The organism is Chitinivibrionales bacterium, assembly GCA_014728215.1.
Taxonomy (GTDB): Bacteria; Fibrobacterota; Chitinivibrionia; order Chitinivibrionales; family WJKA01; genus WJKA01.
Genome location: WJLZ01000181.1, coordinates 1 through 18,434 on the forward strand (window position 1 = coordinate 1; position 18,434 = coordinate 18,434).

At 50.4% G+C, this 18,434-nt stretch carries 4 protein-coding genes; all 4 read left to right on the top strand.

The window, feature by feature from the left end; translation table 11 throughout:
• Positions 1–439 precede the first annotated feature (439 nt).
• On the top strand, positions 440–5,134 hold the full coding sequence (locus GF401_15750; protein MBD3346508.1) for a fibro-slime domain-containing protein: 4,695 nt from the start codon (positions 440–442) through the stop codon (positions 5,132–5,134).
• A gap of 283 nt (positions 5,135–5,417) precedes the next feature.
• The gene (locus tag GF401_15755; GenBank protein ID MBD3346509.1) at positions 5,418–5,567 is read left to right on the top strand and encodes a hypothetical protein; all 150 of its coding nucleotides are present in this window, start codon (positions 5,418–5,420) and stop codon (positions 5,565–5,567) included.
• Between the two features lie 373 nt (positions 5,568–5,940).
• Positions 5,941–12,714, top strand: a complete 6,774-nt coding sequence (locus tag GF401_15760) for a hypothetical protein (protein MBD3346510.1) — start codon at positions 5,941–5,943, stop codon at positions 12,712–12,714.
• A 224-nt stretch (positions 12,715–12,938) separates the two neighbouring features.
• On the top strand, positions 12,939–18,434 hold a 5,496-nt coding region (locus tag GF401_15765), incomplete at its 3' end, for a hypothetical protein (protein MBD3346511.1).

The window sequence follows — 18,434 nt, forward strand, 5'->3', positions numbered from 1 at the left end:
ATAATGCAATGATATATCTGAAAATAGAATATATCGACGCCTATGGGGATGAAAAAGTCGAGGAGCTGATCGATTCCAAGTCACTTGGTGTTGGACGGGGGCTGGACCAAAAGAGGTGAGCTGACGGTTAAACGTTGAAAGTGATGCGCTGAATGATATGCTGATAGAGACGGTTTCCAAGGCTCTCAGAAATAGAATTTCTCCCCCGTTCCCTTTAAACCTTCATCATTGGGCCCCTCCAGGCTCACGATTTTACATTTTTTTGAACAATTCATGCCATATTAGCGACTATTTATGAAATTTGTTTAAAGAAAACTGTTTTGTCGTACATGTTTTTTATTATATATTATTGTAAGATGCCAAAGCAGAGATTCAAGCGAGGGGGAAGCATCTCTGCTCGTATTTTTGATTCCCGCAATTCACATTCAAGGAGCGATGCATGACTCGAATCAGCACTTTAAAACATACCGGTATGCTGTTTACACTGGTGATGGTTTTTCCTTTGGTTGCACAGTATTATTATCCGGATACTTTGTGGATTCCTGCTATCTTCTATGATTATCAGGCTGACGGCAGCAATCCGAATTTCGAGGCTTGTAATAACGGTGGGGTCGTAACCGGTGAAGTCGAAACGTTTCTGGACAGCATTCATAAGCCGGTATATAGAGCCAACACGACAGGCTGCAACGACAGGCTTAACGAATGGTACCGTCCAAGCGGTGCATCGGGAGTAGATACTGATGCCGAATTTTATTTCGATAGTACTATTGGGCAATGGCGATGGACAAATCTGGAGCCGTATCAGGGAAGAACCGGCGAATATGTGAGTGTCGATTATAATGCATCGTATGATATGTCAACAGTCATTATATATGATTCGCTTCCGTTTATTCATCTCGGCAATGGATTATATGAGTACGTAAAAGCTGAAGATTTTAACGATCAGCAGTATTTCCCGATAGATGGGCGGGGTTATGGTGCGGAAGTGACAAGGTGTGGCGATATCTTGAACAATTCCAATTTCGGGTTTGTGACCGAGATACAATGGGATTTTGAATATCGAGCCGGTTTGACATTTGATTTTTTCGGTGATGATGATGTGTGGGTGTTTGTCAACGATTCGCTGGTTCTGGATCTGGGCGGTATAAAGGGAGGTGCGTCCGGAAGTTTCAATGTCGATGATATCCCCGGTCTTGTAGAAGGAGAATCATACCGGTTCAGCTTTTTTCATGCCGAGCGAAAAACATGCGGCTCCGATGTCATGATCATGACCAATATCATTGCCCGGGTCCCAAGTCAGATTGAGATAGAAGTAAATGCCGATACGATTACCGCCGGGCAACTCGGGCAAGCCACCGGGCGTATTTATGACCAGGATACTTCGTATTTGCAGGATGAAAGCAATCAGATTACCTGGAAATTCGTTCAGGGAACCAAACTTCCCGGAGACACCATTCTTATTCCGCAAGATGATACAACAAATTTTACTGCAACAAAGGCCCATAGAAATATTTACATAATAGGATCCTATGAGGCGTTATCCGATACCGATACGGTCTGGGTAAAGCCGGGACCGGCAGACCATCTTGTGATTGAAGGCAGCCCTGATGGTTTGACCGAGAGTCCGAATGCGGATAATCCGGTTGGCAATGTCACAATCGGGGCGTCCGATACGCAATATGACAGGGTGTATGCAACACTGCGCGATCAGTACGGCAATTATGTAGGGCAGTCGCAGTCGACGCTCTGGGATACTGTTGCAGGGCCTGATCTGGTTGTCACTGCCGCGGAGGGTGCGAATCCGTCACAGGGACAGGGATTGATCACAAAGGCCGGCGATGACGGCCGTACCTATGCAACAGCCCAAAGTCTGGCTCCAGGGCATTCGGAGTCGAAATTCAGGGATAGCGTGCGGGTAACCGTATCACCGGCAGAATATAAAGCGTTGAGAATAGTCAACGAATCCCGTCAACAGATCGATACATTGAATGCAATCCTTCAGGACAGCACAACCCTGTATGTTCAGGCACAACGCTCCGATAATAACCAATGGGTCGATATTCCGGGCGAGTGGGGGAAGACAAGTGGAATCAGCTCAAGCACCCCCGCGCCGCCATCGTCGGAATCGTGGGTATTCGTTCCAAGCGATACCGGAACCGGCTATATTTATGCAAGCACGGATATTTCTTTCACCCCGCTGTCGGATTCATTATGGGTCAGGGTTATACCCGGCCCGCCGAATAAAATCGATATCTATTCCGAAACCGGCTCGCCGGTTGGAAAGACACCGTATCCGCCAAGCAATGAATTTATCAGACTCAGTGCTGATGATACGCTTGATCTGGTTGCCAAGCTGTTTTATAATTGCCAGGCATGCGTAACAAAAGATTATTACCTTCCGCAATATGAGAGTTCATCGGCAGATATCGATTGGGATGTTATTCAGTACCGCGGAGGTCAGGATACATTAGGAACACTGACATCGAATTCCGGCGCAATCAGCAAATATTTCCGCCGGATTGCCGGTGATACCATACAAATTATCGCTACCTATGAAGGCAAAATATCGGATACGATCAGTATCAGGATCGTGCCCGGCGATGCAGCAGAGCTTGTTATCGAGGGTTCGCTGGATGAAAACCGTGATGAGCTTGCATCGGTACAGTTTACCTCAATCGATGCTGTCGGCGCCACACGAACCGGCTATGCGGTGATACGCGATCAATGGGGCAATAAGGTGAGAAATGCCGAGCGTGCAAACTGGGAATCTGAGAATTCTTCAGTTGTTTCGGTCCCCGGCAGCATTACTGAGACCGGAATTGTTGTCCGGGAGTCGGATATTACCGGTTCATTTCAAGTATGGGCTTATGAAGATATCGGGGCCGATCGGTTCATTGATTCGCTCACAGTAAACCTCGCCGCCTATTATTACCTTGCGCTGCAGATTTACGACAACAATGGCCAGGAGATAGATTCTCTTAGTATGTCAACTAACGATTATGCAAGTTTAATTGTCAAAGGGCAACGCTCCGATGACAGTACCTGGGAAGAGGTTCCTGCCAACTGGGAGATGGATACGCTGTCGCTCTCTACCGATCCTTCGCCGCCGAATAACTCTTCACGCTGGAGAGATTTTTCACCTTCCGCTCCGGGTTCCGGCTGGATCCGTGTGACTCTGGGCAATGACAATCAGACCATGCCCGATACGATATGGGCGACCTTTACGGTGGGGGCTCCCACCAGTATCGAGATTTCGCTGCTCACTCCGGCGGACAGCCTGATTGCCGGTGAGACGATCCGGGCGCGGGTGACAATCCGGAATGATGACGGCGAAGTGCCGGGAATCTGGTGCTATCCTGCCGATGGTGACAGCCAGGCGGTGTACCAGGACATACTCGTTGGATCAGGACAGTCCGACCCGACTGTTTCCACCGGCGAGGACGCCGGAACCGTAAACGAACGTCCAAACACCGGTGACCGGGTTGATGAATGTTTCAACAACGGCATTGACACCGTGGAGTTTGTCCTGTACTATGCCCCGAATACGGGAGAGCAGCACCAACTGTGGACGCGGCTCAACGGTGAATCGGGGTGGCTGGAGGCACATACCGAGAAATTTACCCTCCTTCCCGGCGCCGTCGACAGCGTGGTCCTCGAGTTTGCCGGCGGTGAAATTGTTCCCTCCGACACGGTCCTCAACGCGCCGGACGACAACCTGTACATGGTGCTGATCGGGTACGACCAATACGGTAACCGTATCGGTGAGGTATCGGGCAACTGGGACGAGTCGGGAACTATCCATCCGGTCAACCCCGGTCCGAACCCGAGCCTCTACTATACAACAGAGAATGTTTTGTCGATCGAAAACGGATGTATTATCGCTACCTCGGTCCTGAACTCCAGTGTAAAGGATTCGGTATGCCTTCAGATCAAGCCGCAGGCCGCGACGGTGAGTGTGGCCTATACCCGCGATACCGACGCCGACGGCCTTTTAGACCGGATCGAAGTCCGCTTTAACCGGAAAGTCGGATTCCCGGACAATTATAACAATAACGACGCCATTATCAGCTACAGTCGTTGGGGCGAATGGGAGGTTACCGACATCGTGTCGGCAAGCGGTGACAGCACCGACTCGGTGTTTTATTTCGAATTAAAGGAAAATTTCGAAACAATTCCCCAGACCGGATGGGAACCGGAGCTGAAAATCACCAATGCCGAGGAGATCAAGGATACTACGTATGAAACCACCGACGGCGCCGCGCCGGTTATCTGGAAAGTGGTAAAAAATGTCGAGGATATCGATGATCGTACAAAAGACGAAGTTACCGTGACATTCAGCGAAAATCTCGACCGGGCGCTGGGCACTTCAAACAATGATGAGCCGGATCTGGTGTTTCATGTCTGGCATATCGTGGATGGTGATACCATTGCCGCGGATACCATGATCAAAGGTATCGATTTTTTCAAGGTATCAAAGAGCGATGATCAGGCTGTTTTTGTAATGACCAACGAAATGAACCTCACCACCAACCATCTATTCAGTTTCCAGGTGGGGGATTCGAAAAACTATGCTGTAGATGAGCATAATAATGCCCAGAGTAATCCCGGCAACCGGCGGGTTCGCGTTGAGATTGAGGGTGTTCCTATTAACATAACCGCGGGACCGAATCCCTTTCCCCCCAATGCAAATCCCGAGCTTCAGAGTGAAACATTGAAATCCTACCTATCCCAGGATGCGGTGAAACGTGCCTATGATAACGGCGGGACTGCAATCGTGCTCGAGCTGCAGCTTCCTTCAAACCTTCGCAATGCCACCGAAATGGAGGTTACCGGCAATCTGGCGGTGTATGATATTGCCGGGAATCTGGTATATTCCCGAAAGAGCGATGAAAATCTTGTTCCCGACGAGTGGGAAACAAAACTGGTGAACCTGCTGGGCACTGCTCAGAGAATAGGATTTTACTGGGGAGGTATCAACGATCGTAACATGAAAGTCGCACCGGGTGCCTACAACGCGATCGTTAAAATATTCATTACCTATATCGATGCCTATGATGAAGAAAAGGTCGAGCAGGTAGTGAAACAGATCGCTCTTGGTGTGGGAAGAGGAACTCCCAGTAACTTTGCGGAATAATCACGTCTCTTTTTCCTTTCTGCCCATACTCAGGGTGGAGACCGGCAACCACCCTGCTATCCGTCTTTCGGGCCGGGACTGCTTTGGAAAAAAAGTTTGCAAAAAGATAATCGAATTTTGTTGCATTCATGGTTGAAAATACACTATAATTTGTATAGAGGGCACCGGGGGGCTACAATATCGATGGTCGGGGGATTCGGAGAAAAATGGGAGCCATATTGTTCAGTATATGAGCTTTTCCTTATGTTGACAAAGCATTTCTTATTAATATAATGATAAAAAAATGAAAGTCGCTACAGGAGTATATAACGCCATTCTGTATCTTACAATTAATTATATCGATGCCTTTGGTGAAGAAAAAACCGGAAGGCTCGTTGAAGGCAAAGCTTTGGGCGTCCAACGCGGACCGGTGCCGGAAGGGCTCGGATGGTAGCTACAAATTGATATATACTAAAGCGATCCGGCTTGTCCCCAAACACAGTCGGATCGCCCACCTTCCAGGCTCCACGTTCATCCTGTAATTACCGACAAATAATCAGGTCAAGAATAATCGATGTCTCCTTTGCAAAAAGAAAAATTATAGTATTGTAATCCCAGAATATGAATGCTATAATGAGTATAGATAATTATAGAAATATTACATTATAGTGGGTTTGGGGTATTCAGGGCAAATAGAGCAGAGGGGTAATAGATCGTTAGAGTTTTTCAGCGAGTATTCCCGATGTATTTTACGGATATATTTATTATGTGCAAAAAACTTGCATTTTCATTTATTTCCGTTCAGCAAAACGGGGAAAGGAATTACTGTGGTGGGTGTTCACAGTTTAATGCCGAAAAAGAGTAGTGTGTTCAGTTTTCTATTTGTCTTTTTATTATTCGGAATGGTCAATGCGCAGGCGCCGTATAGGGTCGATGCGGCATATGAAGATTCTGTCCGGATAGTTATCGTTTACAATACACCAAGTGGAAAATGTGGGGCTCTTCCTGCGGTGGGAATTCAAACCAGAGATTCCGTCATTCACGCACTCGATACCTCACGAGTCCCGAATGTCAGGCTATTTACGTTTGGCACTATTGACATATCAGGAATGCAAAGCTTGTGGCCGGGACGATTACCACATGTTATTGTTCACATCAATGCCGGATGGGGAGAAGGTGGGGCCAGAGTACCTACCGAAATTCTAAACTGGGCAGCTTCAAACTATATTGGAATCGTGTCAATTGGCGATGATGCCGCAGATCTTGCAACTGAAATTTTCGGTTTTAACAAAGTGGATAATACCCCCGCCCCTTTAGAAGACGGAATGTGGCTTGATCAGCTAAATGATTCTTTGTTTATACAGATGCATCCATCAAATGATACTCTTTTAATTACCCGCCCTTATCCATACTTAAACGGGATAATTAACAACGCTGTTGATAGTGTAATGAATGGAGATTCTACGATCTACTTCAAGCCGGTTGTTGATGGTGGACCTGATGGTCGTTGCCAGGCAGATGCTGATGCATATACAATTGAGCCTGGATTTGAAGATAAACTGACTTTTCTTGGATATCAACGTGGCTACAATTCTACATTTGAAACTGATGATTATACAACAGCTGGGTATGTTGGTGCACCAACACAATGGGGCGTCGTTGTCGCCTTACAGGATTCGATCCTTTCGGGAACCCAGCAGGTGGTCCGCAGAGGTGTCGCTCTGTCGTACCAGCCGCAATTCCTCCAAAACACGACTGCTTCCGAACAGGTCGTCTACGATGCAATCATGTACGCTTCCCTTGCCCATACGTTGCGCCCTGCTCAGGAAGTCAGGCTCAGAATAAACGGTAATGATACGATATCCGCAGGCGATTCATTAGAAATAATCGCAGAGGTCATAAGCGCCTCGGGACAAGTAGATCCGACATATTCGGAGCTTGTCAGATGGTCACTTGATGGATCTCTTCACAGGCCCGGCGATACGCTTTCCAATGATTCCGGCAGTGCAACAAAGTTTACGGGAACATTCGCCTATCGGGAGGCCAGAGTTATCGCTACATTCATAGATCCGAATTTCGGAACCGAGCTTACGGCATCATTGAGGATATGGATCGATCATGGCCTGCCCCATCATCTGGTCATTGAAGACAGCAACGGCGGCGCCAACAGTCCAAATAATGACGCTCCAATTGGCGGCAATAGTCGTCTTACCCTGAGCTCTACCGAGGTTAGCACCGAAAATGTGTATGCAATTTTGAGGGATGTATACGGCAACTATGTTGACCCGTCATCACAAACGACCTGGGACACACTTGCGGGGCCGCAGCTTATTGTTTCGGCAACAAATGGAACCAATTCTTCACAGGGACAGGGCAGGATTACCAAGACCTTCGCCCAGGACAGCGGAAGCACACGGGTGTATGCCTGGTGCCGGATTTCTGCGTACCAGAATAATCCACTTTTTAGAGATACAATTCTGGTGAGAATCGATCCGACTGCCTATGATTTGCTCCGCATTGTTGATGTTAACGGAAGCCCGTTAAGCAGCTTTACAACGACAATTGATGACAGCACGCTCCTGTTCGTTGAAGGCCGTCGTGTTGATAATGGAGATTGGGTTTCGGTGAGCGGCGCCTGGTCCATGAATCCAACACTAAGCCCCCGTATCCCGCCGTCATCAGGGCCTTCGTGGAATTTCTCTGCGCAGGACACCGGAACCGCCACAATCATGGTTACGCGCCAGACACTCTCTGCTTCAGTAACTGTAACTGTGGGACCCGGCGCGCCGGCACGGCTGGTATTATACGATACGATCGGAACTCCTGATATCAACGGAAACGATCCCCTCCCTAAATTTACAAATGCGCGAGCAGGCACTGCGGTTTTTATGACTGCCAAGCTGTACGACAGCCGCAACAACTGGCTGCGGGACTATGAAATCAATACAACCCTCGGCAATCAGATTGAATGGCCTGAAGCACAACTCGATGCCGGTATTCTTTTAAACGGCTTGAGGGGGCATTCAAACAGGTATTATCCCCGAACCGCCGGTCTCGTTGACACAGTTATCGCAAGAGTAGCAAATACCACTATCGCAGATACGCTTATCGTTACCGTATTCCCGGGTGCTCCGGCATTTCTTGAAATAGTTTATGATACAACAGGCCTGAGCAGGGTACCCGCCAAACTTGATTTTTCTCAGAATGATACGGTTGTAACCTTCTATACAATTCTCAGGGATTCACTGATGAATTTTGCCGGGTTTGCATTCAATACTTCCTGGGCAAGCAGAGAAACACTCATTGTAACAGCGGAACGGGGAGCAAATACGGCTTATGGTGAAGGAATAGTCCGGAGGGTTACCGATGATGAATCCTTTGTTTTTGTCGTTGCTGAATATTTCAGCACCGAAACCTCAGAATGGCTGAGGGATTCAATGAACATCCACTTGACATATATTACCTACGATTCCCTCAGGGTCTACGCATTCAACAACGGCTACCAGCCGATCGATTCCCTGTCGCTGCGTACCGGCGAAAGCCGCACGCTTTTTGGCTACGGCAAACATCCTGTACGGGGATGGGAGCAGATCCCGGTTACCTGGAACAAAAGTGCCGGCCTTGGTACAGTTGGTAATCCGCCAAACTGGAGTAACCAGTGGAATGTCGGCGCCGCAGGGGTCGGCACCGGCTGGATTAAAATAACCCGCTCGGGCTCGGTGCCCGACTCGATTCCGGTGACGTTTTTACCGAGTGATCCCAATCGAATTGACATATATGACAGGGCGGGGGATCCTTCAGGGGTAACAGCGATTGGAAACCTGACAATTACCGCCGGAAACAGGCAGGATCTGTATGCAAAGGTGTTCTACGGAAGCGAATGGTTCAGCCAATACGAAAATATCGACAGCTCCAGAAGCATCATCTCATGGGGGATTCGGCAGGTTGATGGTACAGCGCCGGCTGAGACGCTCTCAACACTCAACGGGCATGTGACCTCGTTTACACCAGTCTCCGCATGGACATCATATACAATAGTCGCGGTTTTTGAAAAAGGCGGCATCCGTTTGGTGGATTCGATCGCGGTAACCGTTACCCCGGATACCGCCGATCATATTGTCATCGAGCGACTCCGTATTGCGCCGAATAATGGTAATCAACCCTATGATCCGGTTATTTTCGATGAGGGCACCGGTGTTATCTATCCCTATGCGATTCTCAGAGACCGGTTCGGCAACTATGTGGAAAATTGCGGCAATGCCGAATGGCGCTCCCTCGATGAAACGGTCGTGACCGCACAGGACGGTCGTATTCCTCAGGACGGAGAGGGGCGTATCGATCGGGAAGGCACCACCGGCGACACCACTCAGGTCGTTGCATGGAATGCGGACAGTCCGTCGGATATGAGCATGTATGACACCGTGAGGGTAATTCTTTCGAATGCCGTCTATGATTCATTGCGGATCGTCGCGACCCCGGAGGGGATGGTGCGGTTGGATAGCCTGGCAATCGTCGCCGGAAAGGATACCACGCTCTATGTGCAGGGACTGCGGCGATTTGATACTTCCTGGGTGGTAATCGAGGCAAACTGGTCCTTTACCTCATCCACGCTCGATCCGGTAAACGATTACGGCGACAATTTTACTTTTACAACCCCTGATCCGGGGACGGGAACGATAACGGTCTCCAGAGGGACGGCGGTGCCCGACACTCTCTCCGTAACCGTCAGTCCGGGGGCGCCCAATCGCCTGGTCCTCTATCCCGCCGAAGGAGAACCGAATGTAAATGGGAATAATCCCTATGATGCCGGCGAGACCGTTACGGCGGGAAATCCTTTCCCGCTGGTCGGGAAACTCTTTTTCAATGATATCTGGCTCGACAGCTATGAAAGCGATCCGCAATTATCAATAGAGTGGCTTGCCGTTGATTCCCAGGGACATACCGACAGCCTCTCCGGAACACTGCAGCCTTCAACCGTGCTGCCTGCCAAGGCTACCTATACTCCCACTATGGCGTATCGGACTGTATATGTTACTGCAAAGTGGAATGACCTGAAGGATACTGTTGCTCTGAGTATTGTGCCCGGCACGGCGTCGCAACTGGTGCTTGAGCCGGACGACCGCCCCGCCCTCAACCAGGCCGAGGGAGTCGATACGGTAAAAATTACCAATGTAAGTTTCAGCGGGGAAGCCTATGCTGTTTTGCGCGACGATTACGGCAATTTTGTCGATTATTCAAAGGCCACGACCTGGGAAGAACTGCTCCCCGATATCGTCGATGTCTCCACGGGGAACGCATCAGTCGGCCAGGGCATTGTCGTGAAGGATACGGCAGCAACGGACAGTCTCACCAGGATCTACGCGATTGATGATACCACGGGATTGGCCGATACCGCTTATGTCAAGTTATTGAAATACTTCTATACCGATCTTCGTATCCGGGTTGTCTCTCCTTCTTCGGCTTTTGATTCGATAACCAATACGTTATCGATCAATACCAATGAGGATGCTGTTCTGGTTGTCGAAGGTCTTCGTTCGGATGCACCGATCTGGGAAGATGTTTCTGCAACCTGGAGTGCTCCCAGCCTTGATGTGGACCCTTCTCCGCCGGCCAGTGCGGAATCCTGGACTTTTTCCCCTGCCGATACCGGGACCGGCGTTATTACGGTGACCTATCCGGGAGCAAATCCGGATTCGCTCAATGTGGTATTCACGCCGGGGCCGCCGACGAGCATCGGGGTCAGGATTATTACACCGGAAGACAAGTTGATTGCCGGACAGGAGATTACCGCGGTGGTAACGATCCGCAACGAGGATGGCCGGGTGCCGGGAGATTCGATCTGTTATGCCACGGTATATCAGGACACGCTCGGTGACGGCGGACGGGATAGTTTGCCGGTGGTCATTATCGGCGACAGCACCTATCCGCTTAACCAGCGCCCCAATGCGGATATCAACGGGACCCAATGTTTTTCGGGCGGCGTGGATACTGTCCGTTTTGTGCTCTACTATGCGCCATGGGATAAGGACAGCACTCATCAGATGTTCGTGCAACTGGGAAACCTTGAAGGGATTACAGAACCCTTTACCCTGCTTCCTGCCCGGTTGGATTCACTCGACCTGGTACCGAGCCGGGGAACCCGGGATTCTGTGGTGCTCGACTATTCCCACGATGAAACCGTGATTATAACCTCCATGGGATATGATCAATTCGGCAATTTAATCGGCGAAATCCCCACTAACTGGGATGCAACAGGCAATCTTCATGATATCACCGGACAGATGCCTTCCTCACGGGTACTGTACAGTGCGAGTAATGTCACCCACAATGAATCGGGGTATATTGTTTCCCGTTCACCGGAAGATACGCTTATCACCGATTCGGTTTTTGTTGAAATACTTCGCCTGGCCGGGATGACTGCGGTTACCGCGGATACCAACGGCAACGGCTTTTTAGACAGGATTACACTCAATTTTGATTTGCCGGTTGATTTGACCGATACCGCTTTTGCCGAGTTCTTTTCGGTGGTACGGAGCTATGGGGATTACACCGACACATTACCGGTTGCCGGTATTATGCAGCCCGATTCGACCGACAGTACGGTGTTTGTGCTGGTACTTCATGAAGACACTGCTCGCTCGGAGGGGCCGCAGACCAACTGGACACCGGTGGTATATGTTGACAATAATGATGCCGGGGCTACGGGTATCCGGGCCGCGGATACGGTAAAAGCTGCCGATGGTGCCGGGCCGGTGGTATGGGAAGTGACAAAAATGGTCGAGAATGTGGATGACCGCACAAGCGATCTGGTAAAAGTGATCTTCAGTGAAAGTATTCTCGACAGCAGTACCGGTTCCTTTTCGATTACCTCGGCAACGCCGTCGTCGCTTTTTGATGTCTGGGCACCGCGGGCCGGCGGGGGTGGAGAGGTGCTTGTTCCTGGGTTATTTGACGGTATCCAACGATTCCACGATGTCGATAAACAGGGGAAATGGGTCGAATTTTACATGACCAACGACTCAATTCTGACGTCCCATCATAAACTGAGTTTCAATGTTGAACAGATTGTGGATACCTCAACAGGTGATAGGGTATTTGCGAGCGAACTTATCGACAGAAATAATAATATGCCCCTGCCGGAAAATGTTCCGGTCCAGGTCAGCGTAAAGGGTGCGCTTCCCAATAAAATCGTTGTTGGTCCCAATCCCTTTCCGCCATCGGCAAAGCATAAAGAAGAAGAACTTACTCATCGTCTTCCGGAACAAGCGATGAAATGGGCGCTGGAGGAAGGTGGGACAGTTCTTACGGCAAAAATGATAATTTCATCGGAAACAGAAAAAGTTGTCGGCTCACTTAAAATTTATGATATTGCCGGGAATCTGGTCTATCACCGGGACAGTCACGATAATTTATTGCCGACGGATTGGATGGTGAATACGGACGGGGCGATCAGGCAGTTCAATTTCTACTGGAACGGCCTTAATGACCGGGGCATGAAAGTTTCGCCGGGGGTATACCGGGCTCTTTTGTATCTTGAAGAGCACCGGACCAGTGAGACGCGAAAAAAGACCTATACGAGTTCTCTGGGCGTAGGGCGATAACCCTCTTTACCGGCTTGAGGTGGGCCGAAAACGGGGTCATATCACACTTTTCCTGATTATTCAACATAAAAAATCGTATTTGGGAAATTTAGTTTCCGTTTTTTGCACACTAATAAACAATATTATATAATGTAGACTGCAGTGATAGATGGAATAGATACAGTCGTTATAAATAATAGAGTTATGGTCTCCATACCCTGACATACAAACACAGGATCGGTAATATGAAACACAATCGTAAGCAGGAATACGGTGCTATTTTCCTTTTCCTATTCAGTTCGTTTATTTCTCTCCAGGCGCAGGGAATCACCGAATGGGGTGAAAACACCGATCCTTTCGATCCTCCCAAAACCGGTTGGATTGCGGATTCTCTTTTCATGGGGGCAACTTTTTTGCGCGATACCACGCTGGACTCCTTTGTTATCTGGCTTCACCGGAACGAAGCCGGATGTACGGGTAATCTGTATCTCATGGTTCCCGGTGGCGGTCCTTTTGACGGATGGGATACGCTTTATCTTTTTCAGAACCACGCCCCGGCGGGCACTCGGGTAAACCTCACCGATAATCCTCGTGTTGCAGGGCATATCGAGCATCTTGACACACTCTATTTCATGTACCGGGTTGTGGCCGGTCAGGCAAGTTGCTCCAGAAATTTTCGCTATACCGGGCCAAACCGGGCGCCCGACGACAGTTGTACTCAGGCAGATTCGATGGGTGATTGCGGGGGGGTAGACCGTTTCTGGAGTGAAGATTATTCTGATGATCTGGTTTCTGCGCCTGACGGCAGGGAGTATCCCATCGGCCGCAGGTGGTGTGTCGCCGGGTGGATACGCGACCATGTGAACAATGAACGGACCGATACGGTCGAGTTCGGGTTTGAAGATCTCACGCCCGGAGACGCTGATTTTGACGATATTGTATTCCATGTTACCGGAGTTTTTCTTATCAAACCCGCGGTGATAACCGACATCCGGATTGACGCCGAGCCGGATACGGGCACGATACTGGCGGGTGACAGTATTACCTATACGGCGACCGTTATTGTCGATTCGGTCGACTCATTCGGCGTTCACCATACGGTGGAGGATACGGTCCGAGCACAACAGGTAACCTGGGAGATTCTGGGTGATCCTACGGGGGGAGAACTCGTAAACGGGGAGGGGCCCGACAGGTCCAATACCTTTACGGCAACGCAGGCTTACCGGAGTTACACGATCAGGGCGACGATTGTTGATGGAGCGGACATTGTGACCACCGAGGTGGTTGTCAATGTGGAGCCGAATGTTGCCTATCAGCTTGTCCTCGAGGGAGCGCCGGATGTTGTGGGGGGCATGAGCCTGATTCTTCCCAAACCGATCGATACACTCCGTCTGGACAGCGCGTCGTCATTGGACACGATCTACGGTATTTTGCGGGATGAATTCGGCAACTATACCGGCAATTGTACCGCCGCCGACTGGCGAATAATTTCCCCCGGAGAATCCTTCGTTACCGCGGCCGATGGGGGGAGAACAAACCTCGGAGAGGGCATAATTACCAAGGTCGGTCCTCCCGGGACCGCGCTGGTCTGGGGTATTGACATGGACAATCAGGCAGATGTTGATTTCAGGGACACCATGGCCGTGGTGGTTGATCCGGCGGCCTACGATTCGCTGCGTTTTGTATTCGGTACCGGCGGACAGAAAAAAATACAGGGGAGCGATTTCGATTCGGTTGTCATTAATCTCGGCCTGGATACCCTGGTCCGGGCAGAAGGACGCCGCACCGACCGGGTCGGGGGTGACGGCAATGACGGATGGGTAGCGCTCAATGTTGACTGGAGTGTTACTTCGAATATTGATACGTCAAATACGGCGCCCAGTTCGGCAAATCAGTGGGATTTTGCACCAACCGACACCGGTCATGGAACCGTTACCATTTCATACCGGTCCTTTTCACAGGACCTTCCCATAGTAGTTCTTCCGGGGGCGCCTGCGAAGATTTCTCTTTACGCCCAGGAAGGGGTCCCCGATACGCTTGGGAACGATCCCTATTTCGGACCGGTGGCCTACACCTATTACTGGCCTGCCGGGCGACCTATGCCCCTGGTGGGAAAAGTTTTCGACCAATTCAATACCTGGCTTGCAGCCTATGAATCCACCCCGGAACTCAGCCGGCGGATTACCTGGACCGCCGTGTATACCTCCTCCGGCGCACCGATCGCTCAATCGGTGGGAACGTTTACCACTCAGACCGGGCATATCACAACATTCAATCCCCGACGCGCATTTGTAACAATCGATCTTATCGCTACCTATACAAAAGACCTGACTATTTTCAGAGATACGGTCCGGGTATACATCGACCACGGTTCCGCCGACCACATGGTCATTGAAACGAGTCCCGACAGTACGGTCAGCCCCAATGCCGATAATCCCGTCGGGGTCTTGACACTTCTTGCGGATGAAACCGACCGGAATCTCTATGCAATACTCCGGGATTCACTCGGTAATTTTGTCGGCTATGCCGATTCTTCCGAATGGACAAGCAGAGACCCACTGGTGGTCACCGCGGCAATGGGAACACGGGATTCGCTCGGTGAAGGCACGATTACCCGTCAGGCCGATACCACAAAAACCACCTGGGTCGTGGCCCGGAAAGGGGCCTACATCGATTCTGTCCAGGTCAATGTGGAGAGCATCACCTATACCGCGCTGCGGCTTGTTGTTAATAATAACGGGCTCAGAGACATCGATACTCTTATCATGGGTGGTGACGAAGACACTACGCTTCTTGCCCTCGGCCGACGCTCGGACAATGGAGCATGGGAATACGTAGATCTTACCTGGAGTAAGTCGGCAACTCTGTCTACCACCCCTGATCCGCCCGGTGAACTTGAGGACCGGTGGTCTTTCGAGCCTGCCGATACGGGACGGGGAACCGTAACTATTCAAAAATCAGGATCGAGTGATATTGCCTTTCTTATCTTTACCGCCGGCGGTCCGGCAACGATGGCTCTTTACAATAACGAGGGGCGGCCCGATGCTCCGGGCGCCGAAGCATACGAGCCGGTAACCGTCATTGATACGCTAACCGCAGGCGTGACCGTTAATCTTGTGGCAAAAATGTTTGACGGCGAAGGGGTATGGCTGGGAAGTTTCGAGCGCGGCAGTGCACCGATCAACTGGAGTATCAGGGAACTCACCGGGAATCCGCTCGATGATACGCTGACTTCGCTGACCGGACATATGACTTCCTTTACGCCGAACGATGCTTATACCATTGTTGAAATCTCCGCAACTTACGATTCGGCGGGGCTTCAGATTTCCGATGCAGCACGATTTTATATCAAGCCCGGGACTGTTACGCACCTTGTAATTGAAGCCAGCCCCGATCCTGCTGTCTCCCCGCGGGCCGACAACCCGCTCAACAACCTTACTATCGGCAGCGGTGACACCATCGCCTATGCCTATGCGATTCTTCGGGATCAGTTCGGTAACTATGTAGAGGCTTCGCCCTCAACCGATTGGACAAGTCTTCAAACCTCGATTGTGAACGCAACCGAGGGTATTGCTTCAAATGGCGAAGGTCGTATCAGCCGTATCGCCGACAGCGGTTCGGCTCAGGTTGTCGCCTATAACAGAAACAATGTCTCTCTCAGGGATACGATTACCGTTGATCTCAGCAACATCAATTACAATGAAATAAGAATTGTGGTTAACGATAACGGATTGAAACAGCTCCAGGACGATACACTGCGTCTGCGGACCGACCAGGATACAATACTGTATGCCATCGGGTTACGTTCTGATAACGGTGAATGGGACAATGTGCGGGTTCGATGGTCGAGTTCGGGGATAAGCGCAAATCCATCAGCGCCCACCTCATCCGACCAGTGGACATTCCAGCCCGCGGACACCGGTTTGGGAAGAATCATTATCAGCAATACGGGGCAGACAGGAACAGTGTATGATACGGTCTGGGTTGTTTTTGCTCATGGACTACCGAGTAAACTTGTTCTGTTCCCCTCCACGGGCGAGCCCTATATGGATCGGAATGTTCCCTATCCGTCATCGGATTCAATGACTGCAGGAGAATCCCTTCCCCTGATAGCCAAGATCTTCGACCACCGTGATGTATGGCTGCGTGAATATGAAATCGGTACGGCTCCGATCTCCTGGGATACCCTCGAGGTAAGCGGTAATCCTCCAACCGGTACAGTGACGCCTTTATCGGGATATATGAGCACGTTCATGCCGCTCCGGGCAAGGAATTCGGTGGATATCGTTGCAGAATTCAATGATCTCGGTATAACTCTGAGAGACTCGATCCGTCTGGGAATCAGGGCCGGTGAAGCGCATCATCTGGTTATCGAACCGACGCCCGATCCCAATGTGAGTCCGAATCAGGACAATCCCATTTACAGTGTAACACTGACAAGCTGGGACACTATTTCCACGGTCTATGCGATCATGCGCGACTCCCTGGGCAACTATGTGGCGCCCTCTTCGGAAACCGACTGGAGTGCTGAAGATACCGCGATTGCCTGGGCCGCTGACGGCATTGTTGATTTCGGTGAAGGCATTGTTATTCGCCGGGCCGATGAAGGCAATACCGAAGTCATTGCATGGAACGCCGATTCCTCACTGTCGGATACGATCGATGTGGTGTTGAATGATATTGTATATACAACGCTGCGGATTGTAGTTAATCATCAGGGATTAAAGGAGATCGATACCCTTGTTATGCGAACCGATCAGGATACCACGCTCTATGCGCTCGGACAACGCTCGGATAACGGTCAGTGGGACAATATCCGGGTGAATTGGAATGCAGGGACCCTCCCTGTTTCTCCGGCTGCGCCGGGTTTTGACGACAACTGGGTATTTGGCCCCGATGATCTTGATACGGGCAGAATTACGATCAGCGTCCTGGATCCCTCGGGAAATCCGGTCACCGATCAGCTTCCCGCGATCTTTACTTCCGGTCTTCCCGACAAGCTGGTGCTCTATCCCAAAGAAGATGCACCGGGAACGAATAATAATGTCCCCTATCCCTCGCGGACAACTATCGATACAATTGCCGCCGGTGATTCACTGCAGCTTGTGGCCATGATGTTCGATCATCAGGACCGCTGGCTGTCACAGTACAACACCGCCTCTTCACCGGTCCAATGGAGCATGGTCCAGTTATCCGGAACAACCAGGCACTCGGCACTGTTCCCGCGTAACGGCAATAAAAGCGTTTTTAGGCCGGAGAATGCTTCCAGCCGCGTCTATCTTGTCGGTACTTATGATGTTGGCGGAAGATACCGGTCTGATACCGTTCAGGTATATGTCAAGGCCGGACCGGTTCATCACCTGGTGCTGGAAGCCAGTCCCGACAGGAGTTTGAGTCCCAACAGTGATAATCCCGCCGGCACAGTGGTAATCGATACATCGGATACTATCGCAAATGTCTATGCGATACTCCGCGACCAGTTCGGTAACTGGGCCGATTATTCACACTCCACTCAGTGGCGGAGTCCGTTGACCGGAGATACGCTGATCAAGGTGAAAAACGGTAATGTCAATGTCGGTGAAGGTCGTCTTATCCGTGCCTCCGATTTCGGCGGTAATAGCCGGGTTGAAGCCACTTATGGGTTGAATGCTGCTCTGAAAGATACGGTGAATGTTATTCTTTCAACCATTTCATATACGGAAGTAAAAATTGTCGTGGATACGGGAGGTGGTTTCGCGCAA

Excerpts from the sequence above, each read along its gene's own strand:
- GF401_15750 (MBD3346508.1), top strand. The coding sequence starts at position 440 with ATGACTCGAATCAGCACTTTAAAACATACCGGTATGCTGTTTACACTG.
- GF401_15755 (MBD3346509.1), top strand. The coding sequence starts at position 5,418 with ATGAAAGTCGCTACAGGAGTATATAACGCCATTCTGTATCTTACAATT.